The organism is Mycobacterium sp. (assembly GCF_035314665.1).
In the GTDB taxonomy this organism is placed as follows: domain Bacteria; phylum Actinomycetota; class Actinomycetes; order Mycobacteriales; family Mycobacteriaceae; genus Mycobacterium.
Window position 1 is genome coordinate 1 of sequence record NZ_DATFZD010000342.1, and the last position, 22915, is coordinate 22915.

Annotated in this window: 22 protein-coding genes; 9 read left to right on the plus strand and 13 right to left on the minus strand. The window is 66.6% G+C overall.

All coding sequences use genetic code 11. The features are described from left to right. The coding region (glnA, locus tag VKI00_RS23320) for a type I glutamate--ammonia ligase (RefSeq protein ID WP_324441682.1) at positions 1-1416 on the minus strand (1416 nt) is incomplete at its 3' end. Positions 1417-1612: 196 nt separating this feature from the next. Here glnA and VKI00_RS23325 point away from each other — a divergent pair. Continuing rightward, a complete protein-coding gene (locus VKI00_RS23325) occupies positions 1613-2077 on the plus strand; it encodes an RDD family protein (RefSeq protein ID WP_324441684.1) in 465 nt (154 codons plus the stop codon). Positions 2078-2086: 9 nt separating this feature from the next. Here the strand turns inward: VKI00_RS23325 and VKI00_RS23330 are convergent, their stop codons facing one another. The 5 genes from VKI00_RS23330 to sucB are packed head-to-tail and all read right to left on the minus strand — an operon-like array spanning position 2087 to position 7251. Next, the gene (locus VKI00_RS23330; protein WP_324441686.1) at positions 2087-2839 is read right to left on the minus strand and encodes a DUF4191 domain-containing protein; all 753 of its coding nucleotides are present in this window, start codon (positions 2837-2839) and stop codon (positions 2087-2089) included. 25 nt (positions 2840-2864) lie between these two features. Further along, entirely contained in the window at positions 2865-3809 is a 945-nt protein-coding gene (lipA, locus tag VKI00_RS23335) for a lipoyl synthase (RefSeq protein WP_324441689.1), read from the minus strand. After that, a complete protein-coding gene (lipB, locus tag VKI00_RS23340; protein ID WP_324441691.1) occupies positions 3806-4504 on the minus strand; it encodes a lipoyl(octanoyl) transferase LipB in 699 nt (232 codons plus the stop codon). Before lipB ends, lipA begins: the two co-directional genes overlap by 4 nt. A 45-nt stretch (positions 4505-4549) precedes the next feature. Further along, on the minus strand, positions 4550-5458 hold the full coding sequence (locus tag VKI00_RS23345; protein ID WP_324441693.1) for a TIGR01777 family oxidoreductase: 909 nt from the start codon (positions 5456-5458) through the stop codon (positions 4550-4552). Between the two features lie 14 nt (positions 5459-5472). Next, a complete protein-coding gene (gene sucB, locus VKI00_RS23350; RefSeq protein WP_324441695.1) occupies positions 5473-7251 on the minus strand; it encodes a 2-oxoglutarate dehydrogenase, E2 component, dihydrolipoamide succinyltransferase in 1779 nt (592 codons plus the stop codon). A gap of 381 nt (positions 7252-7632) precedes the next feature. Here sucB and VKI00_RS23355 point away from each other — a divergent pair, with 381 nt between their 5' ends. Further along, positions 7633-7998, plus strand: a complete 366-nt coding sequence (locus VKI00_RS23355) for a hypothetical protein (RefSeq protein WP_324441697.1) — start codon at positions 7633-7635, stop codon at positions 7996-7998. Between the two features lie 22 nt (positions 7999-8020). Beyond that, positions 8021-8761, plus strand: coding sequence for a hypothetical protein (locus VKI00_RS23360; RefSeq protein WP_324441699.1), 741 nt, complete (start codon positions 8021-8023; stop codon positions 8759-8761). Between the two features lie 354 nt (positions 8762-9115). Here the strand turns inward: VKI00_RS23360 and VKI00_RS23365 are convergent, their stop codons facing one another. Together VKI00_RS23365 and VKI00_RS23370 are read right to left on the minus strand one after the other, a co-directional pair. Further along, complete coding sequence (locus tag VKI00_RS23365; RefSeq protein ID WP_324441700.1) at positions 9116-10681, minus strand: leucyl aminopeptidase; 1566 nt, start codon at positions 10679-10681, stop codon at positions 9116-9118. 11 nt (positions 10682-10692) lie between these two features. After that, positions 10693-11823, minus strand: coding sequence for an adenylate/guanylate cyclase domain-containing protein (locus tag VKI00_RS23370; protein WP_324441703.1), 1131 nt, complete (start codon positions 11821-11823; stop codon positions 10693-10695). A gap of 14 nt (positions 11824-11837) precedes the next feature. On the opposite strand from VKI00_RS23370, the gene gcvT reads away from it, so the two are divergent. The 3 genes from gcvT to VKI00_RS23385 all read left to right on the plus strand — a co-directional run bounded on the left by gcvT (position 11838) and on the right by VKI00_RS23385 (position 15791). Next, positions 11838-12935: a glycine cleavage system aminomethyltransferase GcvT gene (gene gcvT / locus VKI00_RS23375; protein WP_324441705.1), complete on the plus strand. Its 1098-nt coding sequence runs from the start codon at positions 11838-11840 to the stop codon at positions 12933-12935. A gap of 19 nt (positions 12936-12954) precedes the next feature. After that, the gene (locus VKI00_RS23380) at positions 12955-14061 is read left to right on the plus strand and encodes a branched-chain amino acid aminotransferase (protein WP_324441707.1); all 1107 of its coding nucleotides are present in this window, start codon (positions 12955-12957) and stop codon (positions 14059-14061) included. 113 nt (positions 14062-14174) lie between these two features. Further along, positions 14175-15791: a zinc ribbon domain-containing protein gene (locus tag VKI00_RS23385; protein WP_324441709.1), complete on the plus strand. Its 1617-nt coding sequence runs from the start codon at positions 14175-14177 to the stop codon at positions 15789-15791. 475 nt (positions 15792-16266) lie between these two features. On the opposite strand, the gene VKI00_RS23390 is transcribed toward VKI00_RS23385, so the two are convergent. The 4 genes from VKI00_RS23390 to VKI00_RS23405 form a co-directional block, all read right to left on the minus strand. Next, positions 16267-17007, minus strand: coding sequence for an adenosylcobinamide-GDP ribazoletransferase (locus VKI00_RS23390; RefSeq protein WP_324441711.1), 741 nt, complete (start codon positions 17005-17007; stop codon positions 16267-16269). Beyond that, entirely contained in the window at positions 17004-18065 is a 1062-nt protein-coding gene (gene cobT / locus VKI00_RS23395) for a nicotinate-nucleotide--dimethylbenzimidazole phosphoribosyltransferase (RefSeq protein WP_324441713.1), read from the minus strand. The genes VKI00_RS23390 and cobT overlap by 4 nt, the downstream gene beginning before the upstream one ends. Beyond that, positions 18065-18598 (minus strand): bifunctional adenosylcobinamide kinase/adenosylcobinamide-phosphate guanylyltransferase, encoded by a 534-nt coding sequence (locus VKI00_RS23400; protein ID WP_324441715.1) that lies wholly within the window; start codon positions 18596-18598, stop codon positions 18065-18067. The genes cobT and VKI00_RS23400 overlap by 1 nt, the downstream gene beginning before the upstream one ends. Before the next feature lie 85 nt (positions 18599-18683). Then, complete coding sequence (locus tag VKI00_RS23405; protein ID WP_414687272.1) at positions 18684-19355, minus strand: DUF3043 domain-containing protein; 672 nt, start codon at positions 19353-19355, stop codon at positions 18684-18686. 99 nt (positions 19356-19454) lie between these two features. Between VKI00_RS23405 and VKI00_RS23410 the strand changes: the two genes are divergently transcribed. Further along, a complete protein-coding gene (locus VKI00_RS23410; protein ID WP_324441717.1) occupies positions 19455-20603 on the plus strand; it encodes a glycerate kinase in 1149 nt (382 codons plus the stop codon). Positions 20604-20712: 109 nt separating this feature from the next. Beyond that, on the plus strand, positions 20713-21072 hold the full coding sequence (locus VKI00_RS23415; RefSeq protein ID WP_324441719.1) for an iron-sulfur cluster assembly accessory protein: 360 nt from the start codon (positions 20713-20715) through the stop codon (positions 21070-21072). A 24-nt stretch (positions 21073-21096) separates the two neighbouring features. Here VKI00_RS23415 and VKI00_RS23420 read toward each other — a convergent pair whose 3' ends face one another. Then, positions 21097-21771 (minus strand): hypothetical protein, encoded by a 675-nt coding sequence (locus tag VKI00_RS23420; protein ID WP_324441721.1) that lies wholly within the window; start codon positions 21769-21771, stop codon positions 21097-21099. Between the two features lie 163 nt (positions 21772-21934). Here VKI00_RS23420 and VKI00_RS23425 point away from each other — a divergent pair, with 163 nt between their 5' ends. Then, positions 21935-22909, plus strand: a complete 975-nt coding sequence (locus VKI00_RS23425) for a carbohydrate kinase family protein (RefSeq protein ID WP_324441723.1) — start codon at positions 21935-21937, stop codon at positions 22907-22909. Positions 22910-22915: the final 6 nt, after the last annotated feature.

A 22915-nucleotide genomic window follows, 5' to 3' on the forward strand; every position in this document is an offset into this window, starting at 1 on the left:
GAACTCGTACGGGTGCGGCCGGATCTGCACCGGCAGGATCTCGTTGTCGCGCTTGAAGCTGATCCACGTCTCGATCAGGTCAGGCGTGAAAACGCCTCCCTCGGTGAGGTATTCGTGGTCCGCCTCGAGGCGGTCGATCACCGCGGACAGCTGGGTGGGCGCCTGCGGGATGTTGGCGGCCTCTTCCGGCGGCAGCTCGTAGAGGTCCTTGTCCACCGGCGTCTGGGGCTCGATCTTGTTCTTGATGCCGTCCAGCCCGGCCATCAGCATGGCGGAGAACGCCAGGTACGGGTTGCCCGACGAGTCGGGGCAACGGAACTCGAGCCGCTTGGCCTTCGGGTTGCTGCCGGTGATCGGGATACGCACGCAAGCCGACCGGTTGCGCTGGCTGTACACCAGGTTGATCGGGGCCTCGAAGCCAGGGACCAACCGCTTGTAGGAGTTCGTCGTCGGGTTGGTGAACGCCAGCAGCGACGGCGCGTGGTGCAGCAGGCCACCGATGTAGTGGCGGGCGGTGTCGGACAGACCGGCGTAGCCCGTCTCGTCGTACATCAGCGGGCTGCCGTCTTTCCACAACGACTGGTGGCAGTGCATACCAGAGCCGTTGTCACCGAACAGCGGCTTGGGCATGAACGTGACGGTCTTGCCCTCGGCCCACGCGGTGTTCTTGACGATGTACTTGTAGAGCTGCAGGTCGTCGGCCGCGTGCAACAGCGTGTTGAACTTGTAGTTGATCTCGGCCTGACCGCCGGTGCCCACCTCGTGGTGGCCCTTCTCCAGGCTGAAGCCGCACTTGATCAGGTTCTGCAGCATCTTGTCACGCAGGTCGACGTAATGGTCGACGGGGGCAACCGGGAAGTAGCCGCCCTTGGGGCGCACCTTGTAACCGCGGTTGGGGCTGCCGTCGTTCTCGGTGGGCTCGCCGGTGTTCCACCATCCGGAGATCGCGTCGACTTCGTAGAACGAGCCGTTGGTTTGCGAGTCGAAGCTGACCGAGTCGAAGATGTAGAACTCGGCCTCGGCACCGAAGTACGCCGCGTCGGCGATGCCGGTGCTGACCAAGTAGTTCTCCGCCTTGCGGGCGACATTGCGCGGGTCGCGCGAGTACGGCTCGAGGGTGAACGGGTCGTGCACGAAGAAGTTGAGGTTCAGCGTCTTGGCTTCGCGGAACAGGTCAATCTGCGCGGTGTCGGGGTCGGGCAGCAGCAGCATGTCGGATTCGTGGATCGCCTGGAAGCCGCGAATCGACGAGCCGTCGAAGGCGATCCCGTTCTCAAATACGTCCGCGTCGAAAAATGAGATCGGAATTGTGAAGTGCTGCATTATGCCCGGCAAGTCACAGAACCGGACGTCGACGAATTCGACGTGCTCGTCCTTGGCGAATTTGATGATGTCATCGGCCGTTTTTTCGGACACCGAAGCGCTCTCCTTTGCTGCGAGCTTCGAATCTACTGCGGTCACTGAAGTGGCTCTCCTTACGTGGCCGTAACTGATCGCCCGACCAGACGCTAGGGACGCGGTGTTGCCTGGGAGTCAACCCTGCGTTGCGCCGACGTTACGCGACACCGCGAACGCCGCCGAGACTGGGCAGGCTTCACCCTATTGTGGGGTCATGGCCCCTAGCAACCGACCCTGGCTATCCGGTCAAGGGCCGACCGAATCGGGACAGCCACAGGGATATCCGGGTGAGGCCTTCGGCCTGCCCGAGCAGGGGTCGGGTTCGCTGGCGGGCATGGGTCGTCGGTTGGCGGCGCTGCTCGTCGACTGGTTGCTCGCCTACGGTCTTGCCGCTCTTGGCATGACGCTCGGGCTGATTTCGGCAAGGACGTTGTCGTCGGCGGTTTTGGTCATCTGGCTGGTGCTGGGAGCGCTGGCCGTCCGGCTGTTCGAGTTCACCCCGGGCCAGTTCGCGCTGGGGCTTCGGGTGGCATCCATCGATGATCGGCAGCACGTGGGCCTAGGCCGTGCCGCGGTGCGCGGGTTGGCGATCGCACTCGTCATACCCGCATTGTTCGTCGATGGCGACGGCCGCGGGCTGCAGGACCGCCTAACCGCCACCGCCGTCGTGTGGCGCTGAAGGGCCGGCCTACCGGCGTCGCACGGTGCGCTGGACGCCGCGCATCTTCGCGCCGCCGGGCAGCGGACCCTTCGGCATCGCGGCCGTCCCGGCCCGCGGACCCAGCGCGGCGAGCCGCGATTCCAACGAGTCCATCTGCTTGGCGTTGATGTTGGCCGGCAGCCGGGTGAGGTGGCGCTCGAGCTTGGCCAGCGGAACCTCTCCGTCGCCGTTGCCGACGATGATGTCGTAGATCGGGACATCGCCGACCAGCCGGGCGGTGCGCTTCTTCTCCTGGGCGAGCAGCGGTTTCAGCCGAGCAGGCGAGCCCTCGGCCACCAGGATGACTCCTGGTCGGCCGATCACCCGGTGCACGGCGTCGAAATTGCCGGTCGCCGCCACGCCGGGGGTGACGCGCCATTTGCCGCGCAGGTTATCCAGCGCCCAGGCGGCGGCGCCAGTTTGACCCTCGGCCTTGTGGTACACCGATCGCTGCGCGCGGCGGCCGAAAATAATAAACGCCACCAAGACGCCAAGCACCACGCCCAGCGGGATCATCGTGATCATGGTGAACCCGCCGGTCGACACCCCGACTGCCACCGATATCCCCACGATCAGGACGAACGCACCGATCATGTAGGGCAGTAGCCGCTTGTCCTCTTTACGCTGGATGTTGAACGCCTGCCACAGCTGACTGCGGCGTTCTTTGGCGGCCGCCTTGCGGGCCGCTTTCGCCTCGGCTCTGGCTGCCTTGGTCGCCTTGGCATCACGGAGTTTCGCCATAATCGCCAAGGATACGGAACGCGGCTCAGTGCGACGGGGTGGAGTTCTGCTGCCGCCGCGTGCTGGCCTGCTGGTAGAGCCGCCCGGCCCGATACGACGAACGGACCAGCGGCCCGGCCAGCACCCCGGCGAACCCCAGTTGCTCGGCGTAGTCCGAATATTCGACGAACTCATCGGGGGTGACCCAGCGCTCGACCGGATGATGCCGCGCCGATGGGCGCAGGTATTGGGTGATGGTCACGATGTCGCACCCGGCTTCGTGCAGGTCGGCGAGCGCGGTGCGTACTTCTTCAGGCGTCTCGCCCATCCCGAGGATGAGATTGCTTTTGGTGACCAGCCCGAAGTCGCGCGCCGCGGTGAGCACGCGCAGGCTTCGCTCGTAGGAGAAGGCCGGGCGGATTCGCCTGAAGACGCGCGGCACGGTTTCGACGTTGTGGGCCAACACTTCTGGTTGAGACTCGAAGACCTGCCGCAGCTGGTCGGGATTGCCGTTGAAGTCAGGGATCAGCAGCTCGACGCCGGTGGACGGGTTGAGCCTCTTGATGGCGCGCACGGTCTCGGCGTAGAGCCATGCGCCACCGTCGGGCAGGTCGTCCCGGGCCACCCCGGTGACGGTGGAATACCGCAGGCTCATCGCCTGCACGCTCTCGGCCACCCGCCTGGGTTCGTCGCGGTCCAGTTCGGCGGGTTTGCCGGTGTCGATCTGGCAGAAGTCGCAACGGCGGGTGCACACCTCGCCGCCGATCAGGAAGGTGGCTTCGCGGTCTTCCCAGCATTCGTAGATGTTCGGGCAGCCGGCCTCTTCGCAGACGGTGTGCAGACCCTCACGCTTGACCAGCTTCTTGAGCTCGGTGTATTCCGGCCCCATCCGCAACCGGGTCCTGATCCAGGGCGGCTTGCGCTCGATCGGTGTTTGCGCGTTACGGACTTCCAGACGCAGCAGCTTCCGACCCTCGGGAGTGACGGTCACGACGTCGATGCTACGCGGGCCGGGCTGGTGGGTGAGGTAAGCGCCAGCCGGCCGTCGAGGGCGTCGCACACTGCCTCGGCGACCGCCGACCGTACGTCGTCGACACCGACCCGACGGCCCAGTTCGGCCGATATCGACGTCACCCCGGCATCGGTGATGCCGCACGGGACGATCCTTTCGAACGCGTCCAAGTCGCAGTCGCAGTTGAGCGCAAACCCATGCAGCGTCGTTGCCCGCGAGACTCGTACGCCGATCGCGGCGACCTTGCGCGCAGGCCTGCCGTCGCCGGCCGGCAGCCACACGCCGGATCGGCCATCGACGCGGCCCGCCGCCAAGCCCAGTTCGATGCAGACCTTGATCAACGATTCTTCAATGCGCCGAACGTAATTGACCACATCGAGCGGTTCGCTCAGCGTAATGATCGGGTAGCCGACGAGCTGACCCGGGCCGTGCCAGGTGATCTTGCCGCCGCGGTCGGTGTCGATTACCGGCGTGCCGTCGGTCGGTCGTTCCTCCGCGAGGGTGCGGCGTCCGGCGGTGTAGACCGACGGGTGTTCGAGCAGTAGCAGCGTGTCGGTGCTGCCCGCCAGCCGGGCGTCGGCCAGTTCCCGTTGCAGTTGCCACGCCACCCGGTAGTCGACGGTGTCCAACTGGCGGACATCGATCGGGGCCGTGCTCGAGCGGATGGAACTCATCGAGACCGACGCTACAACGACAAGCTGGTTATTGCCTGCCAACGCCTAGGCGACTTGGCGCGTGGCTGTGGCGTAGCGCAGCGCCTCACCGACGGTGTTGTGGTGGAACTCGAAACCGCTGCGTTCCAGTACAGCCGGTATTGCGCGTTGGCCGATCAGCAGGCCTTCGTCGGCGAACTCGCCGAGCGCGGCGCGCACCGCGAATCCCGGCAGCAGCAGTGGGGTGGGCCGGTTCACCGCTCGGCCCAACGCCGTCGTGAACTCGGCATTGGTGACCGGCGCGGGACCGGTGAGGTTTATCGGGCCGGCGAGTTGATCCTCGGAGATCGCGAACTGCAGCGCCCGCACCTCATCCTCGAGGCTGATCCACGACATGTACTGGCGGCCGGTACCCAGGCGGACACCAAGTCCTACCGAGAACAGCGGCCGCAGCCGCCGCAGCGCACCGCCTGAAGCGGCTAGCACCAATCCGGTACGGGCCAGCACCACACGGGTGCCGGACTCCTCGGCGGGTGCCGTGGCCGCTTCCCAGTCTTTACACAGTTGGGCGAGGAAACCCGTTCCCGCCGAATCGGTTTCGACAACAACTCGATCCTTGGTGTCGCCGTAGAAGCCGACTGCGCTGGCATTGACGAGCACGCCGACGCCGGCGTCGGCGACCGCGGTGGACAACACCTCGGTTGGCGTGATGCGACTATCGCGCAGGTTTTGCTTGAACGCCCCCGACCAACGCCGCTGTCCGATGTTGATACCGCACAGGTTCACCAGGGCGTCAACGCCGCTCAGCGCGCTGGCGTCGAATTCGCCGCTATCTGGATCCCAGTGCAGCTCACCGGCATTCGTCGGCGCCCTGCGCACGATCCGCAAAACCCGATGGTCTGCCGTGCGAAGCGCGGTGACCAGAGCCGAGCCGATCAGCCCGGATGAGCCCGCGATCGCGACAGTAGCGGCCACGCCTCAAGCCCTCCCTAGAGGCTCAGATCGGCCTCGAACGCGCCTTCTTCGAGCCGGTGCTTGACGGTGGTCAGGAACCGCCCGGCGTCGGCGCCGTCGATCAGCCGGTGGTCGTAGGTCAGCGGGAGATAGCAGATCGAACGCACCCCGATGGATTCGTTACCGGTGTCGTCGACGACGACCCGCGGCCGCTTGACGATGGCCCCGGTACCCAGCATCGCGGCCTGCGGCGGCACCAGGATTGGGGTGTCCATCAGTGCGCCCTGGCTGCCGATGTTGGTGATCGTGAAGGTCCCGCCGGACAACTCGTCGGGCCGCAGGTCGCCCGACCGGGCGCGCGCGGCGATGTCGGCGATCGCGCGCGCCAACCCGGCCAGCGACAGGTCGCCGGCGTTGTGGATGACGGGGGAGAGCAGGCCCTGCTCGGTGTCGACAGCGAAGCCGAGATGCTCGGCGTCGTAGTAGGTGATCTCCTTGGTTTCTTCGTTGTAGCTGGCATTGACGTTCGGGTGCACCTTGAGCGCATCGATCACCGCGCGTGCGATGAACGGCAGGAAGGTCAGGCGCACGCCCTCGCGTTCGGCGAACGCGGCCTTGGCCTTGTCTCGCAGCGCCACGATCCGGGTCATGTCGACCTCGTGGGTCTGAGTGAGCTGTGCGGTGGCCTGCAGCGACTCGCGGGTCTTCTTCGCGGTGATCTGACGGATCCGGCTGGCCTTCTGTGTGGTTCCGCGCAGATGCGCCAGCGCGGGCGCCGGTGTGGGTGCGCTCGGTTTCGGGGCGGCCGGGGCGGCAGCGGCCGGGGCGGCCGCCGGAGCTTTCTTGGCGTCTTCCTTTTCGGCGGCCGTCTTCGCCGCTGCTGACAGCACATCCTGTTTGCGGATGCGTCCGCCGACCCCGGTCCCGTTCACCTGGCTGAGATCAATGTTGTTCTCGGCGGCCAGCTTTCGGACCAGCGGTGTGACGTACGGACTGCTGGCCGCGCCAGCCGGCGGTGCGGGCTCTGGCTTGGCTTGCGGCGTTGGCGCGGCGTCGGGTCGGGGCGGCGGCGCGGGCTGCGCGGCAGGCTCGGGTTGCGGTGCAGGCTTTGCCTCGGGTTGCGGTGCCGGCGGGGCTTGCGGCGCGGGCGCGGGCGTGGGTGTGGGTGCGGCTGTGGTGGCACCGGTTCCGATCCTGGCCAGCTCGCCGCCGACGGAGACGGTGACGTCCTCCTCGGCGGTGATGCTGATCAGCGTGCCCGCCACCGGCGACGGGATCTCGGTGTCGACTTTGTCGGTGGAAACCTCCACCAGTGGCTCGTCCACGTCGACCGGGTCGCCGACTTTCTTCAGCCAGCGGGTCACGGTGCCCTCGGTGACAGACTCGCCGAGTTCGGGCATCAGCACCGGCTGGGAAGCGCCGGTCGCGGCTTGTTCGCCGTTTGCCGAGGCGGCGGCCGGTTCCGGCTCGGCTTGCGGTTGCGGTTCCGGGGCGGGCGTGACTTGCGGCTCCGGTTGTGGTTCGGGTGCGGCTTCTGCGGCGGGTTGCTGCGCGCCACCACCGTCCGTACTTTCCGCCGCGTCGCCGATGACGGCAAGCTCGCCGCCGATCGCGACGGTGTCGTCCTCGTGGGCAACGATCTTCGTCAGCACTCCCGCCGCCGGCGACGGAATCTCGGTGTCGACCTTGTCGGTGGACACTTCCAGCAGAGGTTCGTCGAGTTCGACCGTGTCACCTTCTTGCTTGAGCCAGCGAGTAACGGTTCCCTCCGTCACGCTCTCACCGAGTGCCGGCATCTGAACTGAGAAGGCCATCTCTGTCGACTCCTCGATCGATCGATCGGTGGGCGCGAGCGACTTCTGGCTTACCACAGCTTTGGTGTACGGAAGCTGCACCCAAACGGATTACCGAAACCATCTTGTCACTGCTGCTCCGTCGGCACACAACCAGGGCAGGCCCGCTCCGACGGGCGGCTACAGTCGCTTCGCCGGTTCGTGTCAGCGAATTTTTTGGGCACGCGTTGAATAAATGCGTTAAGCTCCGCGGAACTCGAAGAAACGGGACAATAGCGATGTCCAAGTTATTGGACGTTAATTCCCCGACCTCGGATATACCTGGTTTCAGCGCGGTTAATACATTGCGAGTTTGGGACGTTTTGGATCAAAAAGCCGAAAGTCTGGATTATCTTGTTCCCTGTGTACCCAGACGACAGCGGCAAAGAACTCGCCACGGTGCTCTCCTACCTGGCCGGGCGTTCCCTCAGCAGAGAAGAAATCTGGACGGCGATGGAACTGCCGCGGTCCACGTACTACGACCAGCTGGACAAGGGAACTTTGATCACCGCGGACAACTTGCGTGTTGCCGCAGCCAATCTTGGCATCAACCGCGCCGAGTTGCTCACCCGCTACCGGTTCATCCAGCCGGAAGAGGTCACCGCACTGGCCGAGGAGATTCGTGGCGGCATCACGATGCCGCATGGCTCGGGCAACGGCGCTCTGAAGACCGCACAGCCGACGAAACTTGCAGAATGGCGGCCGCGCCAAGACGCGCCCCCGCTCTAACACGACCTGCCGGCGGATCCTTGTGGCTCTAACTGCTCTCATCACCATCACCCTCGCATCCATCGCTTGGAGCCTCTGGATACGGCGAGTCACCTGGCATTGCCGGTGGGAGGTGGCCGCCACGCTCAACATCGCCCTGCAGGGAAGCGCGGTCGCACTGATGTCCCCGGCGGCCTCCCACACGCTGGGCGCTGCCCTGCACAGCATCACCGGCGAGTGGAACTTGCAGAACTACGTCGGGCACGACTGTTACATCGTCGCGGCCTCGGCGATTATCTACAACGTGGTCGGTCGGCTTGAAGACGACGATGCGCTACAGAGGTCGTTCAAGCAATGGGTGGAGCGGCCGGCGACGTTGTGCATTCCGCTGTTGCTGGCAACGTTCACGTTGAGCCGTGGCAGCAAGGTTTATGCGGGCGATTTCTTTGCGCTACGCACCGACTTCTGGCTGAGCGTGTATTGGATATTGCTCACTGGAACTTTGGGTTATCTGCTGATCTTCGGCTCGCGCGCGCTGTTGGTGCTGCGCAAGGACCCGCGCTCGAAGAACATCGCCAACCTCTACCTGATCGCCTCGGCCAGCGGCATCTCTGCCTGCCTGGTGCGAATGGTCACCGCGGTGATTCCGCCTTTCCAAGGTCCGTTGGGTACAGGACTGGTCTGGTTCTTCGCGTGCATGTGCGGCGCCGGATTCGCACTGACCTCTGCGCAGTCGTGGCGGCAGAAGATCAGATGGTTCCAGCGGCCTGTCGTACACAACTGACCTTTCGGCTTTGACGCGTTGGGGCGTCACCAGTTGGCCGTCCCGCACTGACCAGTGCGCGTGCTTCGTGGCTACGGGCCGTTGGAAGCGTTACCGCTCAGGTATATTAACCCGCTCTGAGGGCCCGGAAATCAGCGCATATCCGCAGATCAAGATCGTATTGCTGGCGGAAAAGTCGTTTGGCGCAACTGCCAAACCAGCCTTGATAGCTGAGACAAATCTGAGTTTAAATTATGAAACTCACAGTAATCAGCGCCCGTTACAGCGGGCCCGGGAGAAGGAAAAAAAGCAGCACTGCCCTGTACGCAGGGTCCGCGGCCATCGAGGGCGGGCCGCCGACCTTTGCGTTGCCAGCTAACCGTTGTCGGCGATGTCTTCCAGTACCGCGAACATGGTGCGGGTCGGCACGCCCGTGCCGCCCTTGGGGGTGTAACCCCAGGGGTTGCCGGTGTTGTAGGCCGGCGCGGCGACGTCGATGTGCGCCCAATTCACGCCATCGGCAACGAATTCGCGCAAGAACACACCGGCTACCAGCATTCCGGCGAACCGCTGCCCGCTGACATTGGCCAGGTCGGCCACCGTCGACTTCAAATCGTCCTTGAGTTCGTCGGGCAGCGGCATCGGCCAGCCGTTTTCGCCGGCTTGCTGCGAGATGGCCGCGACCCGGTCGCGGAACTCGTCACTGCCCATCACACCCGGCGTGCGCGCGCCAAGCGCCACCGTCTGCGCGCCGGTCAGTGTCGACGTCTCGATCAGGTAGTCGGGGTTGTCTTCGCAAGCCCGGGCGATGGCGTCGGCGAGGATCAGCCGGCCCTCGGCATCGGTGTTGAGCACCTCGACGGTGGTCCCGCCATACTGCGTCAGCACGTCACCCGGGCGCTGGGCGGTCGAGGATGGCATGTTCTCGGCCATCGGCACGGTGGCGATCACATCGATCGGCAGTTCACGTTGAGCGGCCAGCGCCACCGTCGCGATGACCGCCGCGGCGCCGCCCATGTCCGACGTCATGTAGTGCATCGACGCCGCCGGCTTGATCGAGATGCCGCCGGTGTCGAACGTGATGCCCTTCCCGATCAGGGCGACTTTCTTGGCGTGCTTGGGCTTTTTGGCCAGCTTTGATCCGTGATGGGTCAGGCGCACCAGCCGCGGCAGCCGCGACGAACCCTTGCCGACGCCGATCACCCCGCCGTAGCCGGCCTTTTGCAGCGCCTTATCGTCGAGCACCTCGACCTCGAGACCAACTGATTCACCCAAAGCTTTTGCCCGCTTTGCGAATTCGGCAGGAAACAGGTGACTGGGCGGAGTGTTGACAAAGTCACGGGCGGTGGCGACGGCGGTCGCAACCGCCGCGGCATGAGCGGCCTGCGATTTGGCGTCCTTGGCTGTGGACAACACGGTGATCTTGCCCAGCCCAGGGTCTTTCGGTGCCGTCTTGGTTGTCCGGAACTCGGTGAACCGGTAGCTGCCCAGAATCAGCCCCTCCACAGCGGCCTCGATGACACCGGCTCCCGGCAACTCAGCCAGCGTGGTGACAGCAGCCTCGGCGCCACCCAGCGCCCGCGCCGCTGCGCCGGCCGCGCGGCGAATCACATCGGCGGGCCACTCGTCGCGGGGCTTGCCCAGCCCGATCGTCAGCACGCTGGCCACCGGCAGCGACTTCACCACCAGCTGGTTTACCTGGTCGCTGGCGCCGGTGGCGTTCAGCGCCCGCAGGCTCGACTCGATTTCGGCGACCGCCTCGGCCGGCAGTAGCGGTTCAGCGGCGGCGACCGAGACTTCAGCGGCGCCCGGCTGATCCTCCGTGCCTTCTGGGCCGGACGAGACCACCGGGACGATCAGCACCGCCGATCCCGCGCTGCGGCGCGGCAGCGAGGAGGCGACGGCGACGGCAGGGGCGGGGTAACCGGGTTGTGTGCTCACGAGCAGTAACCCTATCGACGCGCACCGGGAGACAGATCATAGGCCACGACAGGGTCGTCGAAGCCCTTGAGTTGCAAAGGTTCCTGGACTACGGCAGGCCATTCCGGCAGTTGCTCGTGGACGGCCCCGTCGGCCAGGATCTGGCCCGGTGAGGCCGCGGCGACCAGCCGCGCGGCCAGGTTAACGGCGTTGCCGAAGTAGTCACCGTTGATGGCCACGATCGGACCGTAGCCCAGACCGGCGCGGACCTGCAGTCCCTCCTCGTGCGCCCGCGGATGGTCGACGAGGTCGAGCGCCGCTTTCGCCAACCGCTCCGGGTCCGAGCTCACCCACATCACGGCATCGCCGAGGAACTTCACCACCCGCCCGCCGTCGGCATGCACCACGTCGCTGACGGTGGCGCCGAACTCGGTGAGCATTGTCGACAACTCCGCGGGGGTGAGCAGCTGCGTCAGCGCGGTGAAGCCGGACAGGTCGGCAAACCCGACGCCGCACACCAGACTGGCCGACGGGCCGCTTACCACCCCCTCGATGAAGGTGCGGGTGCTGACCAGATGGTGTCGGTAGATGGCGTCGATCATCGCCCCAATGCGGGGGACGAAGTGCGCGGCCTCGCGGTAGACCTGCGCGGTGGCGAGTTCGTCCCCGGTGAGGCCGAGCCACATTTTGGGTCGACTCGTCCGGATCATCGACGAGATGGCCTCGGCCACCCGGGCGATGTTCGCGCCGAGGACCCGCAGGAAGCCGTCCGCGGCGTCGGGGTCCATCTGCATCCTCATCGCCGCCCAGGTCGCCAGGCCGTCGACATCGGCTTGACTCAACGTCGGCGTGTCCGGGTCTGCGATGGTCAGGCCGAGCATGGCCCAGGCGTGTTCGATATCCTCCACCGTCACACCGACCGCGTCTGCGGCGGTCCGCAGGGTATAGATCTGGGGACCGGACCACAACAGCGCGTCACCGGCGAGCCCGAACAGGCGTCCCTGACGCTCGGCCGCGACCATCTCGTCGGCGGTGAAACCGAGTCGGGTCAAGTACTCGATCAGGCCGGCCCGCTCGCGTGCATCGGCGATCCCGGCAGCCTCCAGCGCCTCAAAATCCGAGGAGTCGACCACCTGGCCAAGTGTGCCAGTCGCCGCTGACATTAGGGTGAAATGCCGTGAGTGACGACCTTCTGCACGGACCACTTGAGGACCGCCACCGCGAGCTCGGCGCCAGCTTCGCCGAGTTCGGCGGCTGGCTGATGCCGGTTTCGTATGCCGGCACCGTCAGCGAGCACACCGCAACCCGCACCGCCGTCGGCCTGTTCGACGTCAGTCACCTGGGCAAGGCGCTGGTCCGCGGACCCGGCGCCGCAGATTTCGTCAACTCCGCGCTCACCAACGACCTCAACCGCATTGAGCCGGGAAAAGCGCAATACACGTTGTGCTGCAACGAATCCGGCGGCGTCATCGACGACCTGATCGCCTACTACGTTGGGCCCGACGAGATCTTTCTGGTGCCCAATGCCGCCAACACCGCGGCGGTGGTCGCGGCCCTGCAGGAAGCCGCGCCCGCGGGGCTCACTATCAGCGACGAGCATCGCTCTTACGCGGTGCTGGCCGTGCAGGGACCACGGTCGGCGGACGTGCTCGCTGAATTGGGGCTTCCGACTTCCATGGACTACATGGGCTATGCCGAAGCGGAGTTCGCGGGAGTGCCGGTGCGGGTTTGTCGCAGCGGATACACCGGCGAGCAGGGCTACGAGCTGCTGCCGCCCTGGGAATCCGCCGGTGTGGTGTTCGACGCGCTGGTCGCCGAGGTCAGCCGAGCGGGCGGGGAGTTGGCCGGTCTCGGTGCGCGCGACACGCTGCGCACCGAGATGGGCTATCCGCTGCACGGTCACGAGCTTTCGGCCGATATCTCGCCGCTGCAGGCCCGATGCGGGTGGGCGATCGGCTGGAAGAAGGCGGCATTCTTCGGGCGTGACGCGCTGCTGGCCGAGAAGGAGGTCGGTCCGCGGCGGCTGCTGCGCGGCTTGCGCGCGGTGGGCCGCGGTGTGCTGCGACCGGAGTTGGCCGTGCTCGACGGCGATTCCAAGGTCGGATTCACCACCTCGGGCACATTTTCTCCGACGTTGAAAACCGGTATTGCGCTCGCGCTGATCGACACCGCCGCGGGCGTCGAGGACGGCCAGCATGTCACCGTCGATGTTCGGGGCCGCGCGGTCGAATGCGAAGTGGTGCGCCCACCTTTTGTCGATCCAAAAACCCGATAGCGCGCGGTTATACAATCGCATGATGACCGGCGGCGCGCAGTTCACGGTTTCGCGCACGGCGAACCCAATGAGCGACGCGCAGCGTGAAGCGATATTGGCCGACCCTGGTTTCGGCCGATATCACACCGACCACATGGTGTCGATCGATTACACCGACGGGCGGGGTTGGCACGATGCGCGGGTCACCGGATACGGCCCGATCGAGCTGGATCCGTCCGCAATTGTGCTGCATTACGCGCAGGAAGTTTTCGAGGGGCTAAAGGCCTACCGATGGCCGGACGGGTCGATCGTCTCGTTCCGCGCCGAGGCCAATGCCGCTCGGATGCGATCCTCGGCGCGGCGGATCGCGATCCCTGAGTTGCCCGACGACCTGTTCCTCGAGTCGTTGCGGCAACTGATCGCCGTCGATAAAGCGTGGGTTCCGCCGGCCGGCGGTGAGGAGTCGCTGTATCTGCGGCCGTTCGTGTTTGCGACCGAGCCGGGGCTGGGCGTGCGCCCGGCCAAGCAGTACCGCTATCTGGTGATCGGCTCGCCGGCGGGTGCGTATTTCAAGCACGGCATCAAACCGGTCAGCGTCTGGGTATCAACGGAATACGTGCGCGCCAGCCCGGGCGGTACCGGTGCGGCGAAGTTCGGCGGCAATTACGCCGCGTCGTTGGTGGCCCAAGCCCAAGCGGCCGAACACGACTGCGAGCAGGTGGTTTGGCTGGACGCCGTCGAGCGCCGCTACATCGAAGAGATGGGCGGCATGAACCTTTTCTTCGTGTTCGGCAGTGGCGGATCGGCCCGGCTGGTCACCCCTGAGCTGTCCGGCTCGCTTCTGCCTGGCATCACTCGGGATTCGTTGCTGCAGTTGGCAACTGACGCTGGCTTCGCCGTCGAGGAACGCAAGATCGACATCGACGAGTGGCAGAAGAAGACCGCCGCCGGTGAGATCACCGAGGTGTTCGCCTGCGGTACTGCCGCCGTGATCACTCCGATTTCGCATGTGAAGTACGGCGAGAGCGAATTCACGGTCGGTGACGGCGAATCCGGCGAGGTGACGATGGCGCTGCGCGACACGCTGACCGGCATCCAGCGGGGGACTTTCGCCGATACCCACGGTTGGATGTCACGGCTGGGCTGACGGCCGGCGCGGCCGCTGAGTCGTAGCGATTTCGGTTGATGGGGCCGATTTGGCCGTGTTGTGACGCGTTTGGCCGTAAGCTTCAGCGCGCAAATCCGCCCCGGAGGTATGAAATGGTCAGCCCGAATAGCCCGACGCCGCAGGGACCACGCCGCCAAGTTGCGGTAATCGGGACGCTGATGCCGCACCTGCATCCCGGGCGTCACCACGTGTACCGCAATGTCACCGCGCTCGCCTTGTTGGCGGCGTTGATCGCGGCAGGGTTGGGGTCGCTGCCCGTCGCGCTGGTGTTGACGGCGGTGGCGTTGCCGGCGGCGGTGCTGGTCTACATTCACGATCACCGGTTGTGGCACGACGAGCCGTTGACGGTAATCGTTGTGGCGTTTGGGCTTTCGCTGCTGCTCGGCGTCGGGGTTGGGCTGCTCGAAACTCGATTCATCAAGCTGGTGGGGGTGGGTTCGACGGGGTATCACCTGCCACCGGTCCCGCGCATTCTTGAGCTGGGTGTGCTGGTACCGGTAGCGGCGTTTGTGGCGGTCGTGATCGCTCCGCTGCTGGTCAGCGCGCGCTCGGCATTCCGGCATCCGATGGATGTCGTGGTGGCGTGTTCGCTCAGCGGTGCGGCACTGTCGTTGGGGCTCAGTGTGGTGGTCCAGCATGGAGCGTTCACTCATGTGCAGGCCACGGCGGGGGACCCGGCGCATGTGGCTTTTATTTCTTTGACGCTGGGCTTTTTACAGCCGATTGTGCTAGCGACGGCGGCGACGGTCGCTGTGTTGGGGTTGCGTGGGTTGGGGGCCAGCCCCGTTACCGGTGTGATCGAGGGGCTGGTGTTGGTGCTGGCCTACGAATTGGCGACCACCTTGTTGCAGTCCTACGGCACCCGCGGGATCGTGTTGACCGCGTTGGCGACATTCTTGTTGGCCGGCGTGGGGTTGGCCGCGGCTCGTGATGGATTGCACGCGGCGTTGCTCGCCGACCCCGGGACTGATACGGGTGCGTCGGCGGCCGGACATGCCGAACATCGGCTGCACGCGGGGTTGGTCACCGCGATTGTGGCGGTAATCGTCGTGGTGGCCGCGGTGGTCAGCGTGGCGGTGGCATTGGGCGGTGCGGCAAAGCATCGCACGCCCCCGGGTCAGGGCGGTAGCGGAAGGATCGCTCCGCACAGCGCGTCAGCGACCGGATCAATCCACCACGCGACTGGCGAACCGGGCAAGAGCCCTTGGGGCAGTGTGGCTTTGGCATCGAACACCACATCGCTGGCGACGGGGACCACTACCAGCGTCAACCTGGTGGACGGAATCAGCGTGGCGGTGGCCCCCGGGTGGACAGTCACGCGCCAAGGTCAGCAGTCCGCCGACCTCATCAACAACGACCAGAGCGCCGGCGTGTTCGTCAACGCGGGTACCGCGAACACGCCGGACATCGGCCAAGAAGCAACGTTTCTGATCTCGCACAATATCCAGAGCTCCGGATTGACCAATGTGCAGCAGTACCCGGCGCCGCCGCAGCCGTTGCACGGCAAAAACTTTCAACAGTTGCTCGAGATCGACTACACCGCTGACATCCAAACCAACCAAGGCACCGGCGAGATCTATGGTGGATGGGTGACGATGTACAACGCCACAACCCACATGTCCAGCCTCTTCAACCTCTACGCCGCGAATTCGGACGAGTTTAAAGAGGTGTTGCCGGGCGCGGCGCAAATGATGGGGTCGATGGATTAGCGACCCAGTCAGCGGGCGGATCAGGTCTGGGGATTCGCGGTCGCATCCACGGGTGCGTCGAGTTCGGCGTACCGCTCCGCGAACTCGCAGGCGGGGACCGGCCATTCTTTCACCGTCGGCGCCTCGGACCACCCAGTCGCCGTCCGAGGCTATCGTGGGGCCTTCCAGGGTTTGGATCGTCTCGCCTGGCTGCGCCAGCCGAGCGAAAACATCTCCGCGCCTTCGCCATTGGTCGCCGCCGACATGCTTGTAGCTGGTTCGGAAGATATCGTCTCGCACCGACCAAGTCTGCCCGTCCTCCTGGACGTGCCAGTCTCCGGCGTCGGCCTGCATGGTCTGACCCGACCGCGATGTCCACGTCCACGGCGTGCTTCGCTGTTCGGCGGTGACCGTCCCGACCCGGGTGAACGGTTGCCACACCGGACGTTGCATTCGACCTTCCCTCCTGCTTGCCGATTCTAGTCTCGTGCCGCGCCTAGAGCCGGACTAATCCGAGCAGCACCAGGGCAGTCGCTGTCGTGGCCAATTCGATTGCGGCGCCGAGCACGTCGCCGCTGATACCGCCGAAACGGCGCACACAGTGCCCGGTGAGCGCCGCGCTGCAGCCGAGCCCGACCAGCACTGCCACCGGGCCCTGCCACGGCTGCCGGCCCGCGGTCAGGGACGCCGCGAGCAGCACGATGACCCAGGCCGCGATCACCGCCGCGGGCTGGCTGCCGGCGACCCGAGCGCCCAACGTGCTGCCCGGCGCAGCCGGCAGCGACCGGCGGCAGGCCAGCACGGCGGCGACCCGGCCGGCGGAAACGGCGATCACGATCGCGGCCGCGCCCAGCGCCGAAAAAGCCAGTCCCTGCAGCATGATCACCAACACCACGGCGGCCACCCCGAACGGTCCGGTCGACCCATCACGCATCACCTGCAGCGCGCGTTCCGGCGGGCCGTAGCAGCCCAGCCCGTCGGCGGTGTCGGCCACGCCGTCGATGTGCAGGCCACGGGTCGCCGCCGACAACACCGCCACCGCGAGCAGGCCGGTCAGCGTATTACCCGAGCCGAACACCAGCGCGCCCGCCCAGGTGACGGCCGCAGCCAGCGCACCGAGTGCGGCGCCGACGACCGGCAGCGCGGTCATCGCGCCACGGCCCAGCGGCCGGTCCGATGTGCCGGGCACGGGGACGACGGTCTCGAACGCGAAAGCCGTTGCCAGCGAGCTGATCACGGCGAGGAGGCAGGGCGGTCGGCGCGGTCGGAGACGTGCGCGCTGGAAAAGCTGGCCATTGACGTCAACGCGGCCACCGCGGCCCGCAGCACCGGCAGGGCCACCGCGGCGCCGGTACCCTCGCCGAGCCGCATTTTCAGATCCAGTATTGGATCCAGCCCCAGCTGGGCCAGGGCCAGCGCGTGCGCCGGTTCCGTCGAGAGGTGACCGGCCTGCCACCACAGCCGGGCGCCCGGAGCCAGGCGCTCGGCAATCAAAGCCGCCGCCGTCACCGCCATGCCATCCAGCAACAGCGGCGTTCGCCGGAGGGCGGCCTGCGCACAGAAGCCCGCCATCCCCGCCAGATCCGCCCCGCCGCAACGCTGCAGCAACGCCACCGGATCGGAAGAGACCGGCTCGGCCCGGAACAGCGCGTCGCGCACCGCCGCCGTTTTACGGGCCCACCCCGCGTCATCGATGCCGGTTCCGTAGCCCACCGCCACGACCGGCTCGATGCCCGTCAGAGCCGCGGTCAGAACCGTTGCCGCAGTAGTGTTTCCGATGCCCATGTCGCCGGCGATCAGAAGATCCGCACCGGCATCGACCTCCTGGTCGGCGATCTGCCGGCCCGCGTCAATCGCGTCGAGGGTCTGCTGGTGGGTCAGCGCATCCTCGCATCTGATGTCGCCGCTCGCGCGTCTTACCTTGTGCGCGCCGATCTGCGGCGACAGCGGGTCAGCGTCCACCGCCAGGTCGGCGACGCGCACCGTCGCCCCGGCGACGTCGGCCAGTGCGTTGATCGCGGCGCCGCCGGCGGCGATGTTGGCGACCATCTGGCTGGTGACCTCCGGCGGGTAGGCCGATACCCCGGATCGGGCAACGCCATGATCACCGGCGAACACCACGATTCGGGCCCGTTCGAATTGCGTTGGCGGACAATGGCCTTGACACGACGCGACCCAGACCGACAGATCCTCGAGGCGGCCCAGGGCACCGCGGGGCTTGGTCAGCGTGTCCTGGCGGGCCCGCGCCGCCGCGGCGGCGTCCGTGTCGGGCGGCACTACCAGCGGAAACTCCATCAGATCCTCGGCGGCTTGATCTGCAACGGCTGCCCGGCCACCATCAGCACCACTCGATCGCACAAGGCGGCCAGTCGCTGGTTGAGCGCGCCCAACTCATCGGTGAACCGCCGGCCGGACACCGTCGGCGCCACGATAGTCAGCCCGACCTCGTGGCTGACCAGGACCAGCGGCGAATCGAACGAGGCCACCGCGGCGAGCAACTCATCGACCTCCGCCGAGATCGGGCCGCTCTCCCATCCGCGGCGGTCCAAAGCGGCGGTCAACCAGCCGGGGACATCGTCGACGAGGGTGGGCGCGGGCGGTGGCTGGCGCAAATGTGTTGGGATGTCGTCGCTTTCCACCGTTGACCAGTGCCCGGGCCTGCGATCGCGGTGCTGGGCGATGCGGCGCAACCAGGCTGGGTCGGTGTCGGCTACCGACCCGGTCGCCAGGTAGCGCACCGGCTCAACCGGTCCCAGCGACTCGGCGATAGCCGTCTCGGCCCACCGCGATTTGCCCGACTTGATGCCGCCGAGCACCAGGGTTCGCACGGCAGCTCAAACACCCCATGGCGATCGCAAGCGCGGCGTAGCCGGGCGCAGCGGGTCGCCATCCGAGGGCTTCTTCGGGCGGCGTCTACTCGACACGGGCCCCATGCTTGACTTGGGGCCGTGGCGCTCGCATCCGGCGCATCTGAGAAGCTCGACTGGCTGCGTAAAGGCCTAGCTTCCAACGACTTTCGGTGTCCTCCGGAAACTTCTCGTCGACTCGTCTGGCGACCTTGCGGCCCAGGATGAGCCCGTCGAGCATCATCAGGGCCATCAGCAGCGTCATCGCGGGCGAAATGTAGAGCTGCAGTTGTGGGACGGCGAACATGACGAACAGCAACGTCAGGGCCGAAGGCATGAACAACCCGAGCACGTTGCGGCGCGCGTCCACCAAGTCGCGGACGAACCGGCGTACCGGGCCCTGATCGCGCCCCAGCAGGTAACGCTCGTCGCCGGCCATCATGCGCTCGCGCCGATCCGCCATCTGGGCCCGGCGCTCGGCGCTGTTGGCCTTGCGTTCGTCGCGACTGAGCTTGGGGCCGGCCAACGACTTTCGCCGTGCACGGGCCTCGGCCGAGGTCATCGGGGCCGGAGCGACCGGCCCCTTGCGGCGGTCGGCGGCGCTGCGCTTGGGCGTGGGGCGCCCCTTGGGGGCGGTTGTTTGCGAACCACGCGACAACTCGGACGCGTCCGCCGATGTCTCGGCACCGCCGTGATCCCCGGCGTCGGCCATGTCTTTTTTGCGGCCCAGCAGCTTCACGTTCGCCAGGTTACTTCGCAACGGCTGTTGTCCGGTACACGGTGTGGCCCACGATCGGGGTGGGTGCACCTTTCCCGCGCCGGCCCTACGCTTGCTCAGATGAGCGGGTCGGCGGCTGACGCCGGCGGTATCGCACCCGCCGCAGACCTGGCGCCGACGATACCGGCGATACTTCGTGTGCTGGTTGCCCCCGATTGCTACGGCGACAGCCTGACCGCCCTCGAGGCGGCCGCCGCGATAGTGACGGGCTGGAACCGGGCGCGCCCCGCCGATCAGTTCATCATTGCGCCGCAATCCGACGGTGGCCCAGGTTTCGTCGACGTGCTGGCCAGCCGGCTGGGGCAGCGGCGGCACCTCGAGGTATCCGGCCCGTTGGACGACGACGTGCAAGCCGAATGGGTGCTGGAGCCCGAGTCGGCGACGGCATACCTGGAATGCGCGCAGGCGTGCGGCTTGGCCCGGCTCGGCGGCCCGCCGACGCCGCAAACCGCGCTGTCCGCCCACAGCAGGGGAGTGGGCCAGCTCATCGACGCGGCCGTGCGGGCGGGCGCCGCGCGGATCGTGGTCGGCCTGGGCGGCACCGCCAGCACCGACGGCGGCCGTGCACTGGTCGACGAGCTCGGCGGCCTTCGGGCGGGCCGGCAGCGGCTGGCCGGCGTCGAGCTGATCGCTGCGTCGGACGTCGAATACCCCCTGCTGGGGCCGTGGGGAGCCGCGGCCGTATTCGGCCCGCAGAAGGGAGCGGATCCGGCGACAGTGGCGGTGCTCGAACAGCGGCTCGCCGAATGGGCGGCTGAGCTGGATGCGGCCGCCGGGCGGCCGGTCAGCGCGCAAGCGGGCGCCGGGGCGGCCGGGGGTATCGGGGCGGCGCTGCTCGCACTGGGCGGCCGGTGCGAATCGGGTGCATCGATCATCGCCACGCACACGCGGTTAGCTGATGACATTGCCGCGGCTGACCTGGTGATCACCGGTGAGGGCCGGTTCGACCACCAGTCGTTGCACGGGAAGGTGGTCGGCGCGCTGGCCGCGGCGGCGCAACCATTGCAGGTACCGATCGTGGTGATGGCTGGTCAGGTGGCTCTTGACCGTCGGGCGCTGCTGTCGGAGGGCATTCTGGCGGCCTACGCGATCGCCGACTACGCGGGCTCGGTGCGGCTGGCCCTGGCAGACGCCGCCAACCAGCTGATGGGCCTGGCCTCTTACGTGGCGGCGCGACTCGGGAATAGCGGTTCGACAAGGTACCTTTAAAGAGACGGGTTTTTTCAGCGGGGGTCCGGTACGGCAAGGACCGCGGTGAAAGAACCCACTCACCGACCCGAGAACGATATGGGCTTGTAGGCACTTATAGGGAGACGCAATGACTGTTCAGGACGAGTCAGCCGCGACAACAACCCACGGCGTGATCTTGACCGACGCCGCGGCAGCCAAGGCGAAGTCCCTGCTGGAGCAGGAGGGACGCGACGACCTGGCGCTGCGTATCGCGGTCCAGCCCGGAGGATGCGCTGGCCTGCGGTACAACTTGTTCTTCGACGATCGCGCGCTCGACGGCGACTTGACCGCCGACTTCGGCGGCGTGACGCTCACTGTCGACCGGATGAGCGCGCCCTACGTGCAGGGCGCCTCGATCGACTTCGTCGACACCATCGAGAAGCAGGGCTTCACGATCGACAACCCGAACGCCACCGGCTCGTGCGCCTGCGGCGACTCCTTCAACTGACGCGGCTCGCCCCGCGCTAGCTGCCTAGTAGCTGCCCGCTGTCCGCTGCACGTAGGAGCACACCAGCACCTGGTTGTGCTGGGCAAGTAACTGCGCGATCCCCTGTACCTGCTCGCGGGACGAGCCACCGCCGCCCGGTTCGACACGCATGGTGAACAACACCTGGGCCTGATAGTCCGACCAGTAGACGATCTTGTCGATGGACGTCACCTGCGCATCGGCGAATTGCTTGCGGAACGCGTCGCTGCTCAGCTTGGCCAGCGCTTGATCCGAGCGTCGATCGCGCACCGCGTCGTAGATACCGCACAGTGCGTTGCGCGCGATGGTTTCGATGTCGCGGTGCTCGAGCGCGTCCAGGTAGCCCTGTATCGCCGGCTTGGCCGTCGCATCGGAGATCGCGCCTGCCGAGGTCGTCGGGCCGCCGCGCGAACCGTGCACGATCGCCGCGATCAACCCAGTGATCAGGAGCAACGCCGCCAGAATGCCGAGGACCAGTCGTCGAGCGCGGCGTTTCGGGTATGTCACGGGTGGTGGCAGCGGCCCCGGATAGGCGGCCGACGGAGGTGCTGCCTCGGCCGCGTCGCGCACGGGAGGCACGCCGTGGGGTGGCGGGCCGGGAATGGGCTGGCTGGGATGAGGGTCCGTGAATTGCGGTCCGTCGGCGCCGAGACGGTGGTTCGGCGAATACGGACCGGGCATAGGCGGTACTCCTCGGGTGTCGGGGCTGGATGACCCTGAACGACGTCTGTCGGCGCGAGGTTCTCCTACGGAGGCTAGCGGGCCTCTGCCCGCACTGCAGCGGCACCCACGACCGTGGGTAAGCTTAGCTAGCCGAACTTATGAAACGAAGGGTGGATTTTTCGTGACGATCGCGGTGACCGGTTCTATTGCCACCGACAATTTGATGCGGTTTCCGGGTCGATTTTCCGAACACCTGCTGGCCGAGCATTTGCAGAAGGTGTCGCTGAGTTTCCTGGTGGACGACCTGGTGATTCACCGGGGCGGCGTGGGCGGGAACATGGCCTACGCAATCGGCGTGCTCGGCGGCGACGTCGCGCTGGTGGGGGCTGCCGGCGACGACTTCGACGACTACCGCCAATGGCTCAACGCACACGGCGTCAACACCGACAACGTTCTCATTTCACAAACCGCGCACACCGCACGGTTCGTCTGCACCACCGACCTCGACATGGCCCAGATCGCGTCGTTCTACCCGGGTGCGATGTCAGAGGCCCGCAACATCAAGCTCGCCGACGTCGTCTCGTCGATCGGCAAGCCGGACCTGGTGATCGTCGGGGCCAATGACCCGGACGCGATGGTGGTGCACACCGAGGAGTGCCGCAAGCTCGGCTTGGCCTTCGCCGCCGACCCGTCGCAGCAGTTGCCGCGGCTGTCCGGCGACGAGATCAACAAGCTCGTCGACGGCGCCGCGTACCTATTCACCAACGATTACGAGTGGGAGCTGTTGCTGTCGAAGACGGGCTGGTCGGAGGCCGATGTGCTGGAAAAGGTCGACCTGCGGGTGACCACGCTCGGACCCAAGGGCGTCGACATCGTTGACCGCGACGGGACGACCCTTCACGTCGGCGTGGTGCCCGAGACCAGCCAGACCGACCCCACCGGCGTCGGCGATGCATTCCGGGCCGGTTTTCTGATCGGACGCAGCGGCGGGCTGAGCCTGGAGCGGTCGGCGCAGTTGGGTTCGCTGGTCGCGGTGCTGGTGCTGGAGTCGACCGGGACGCAGGAGTGGCAGTGGGACCGCGAGGTTGCCAAGACGCGCCTCGCGGATGCCTACGGCGACGACGCCGCCGCCGAGATCGGCGCGGTACTCGCCTAGCGGCTC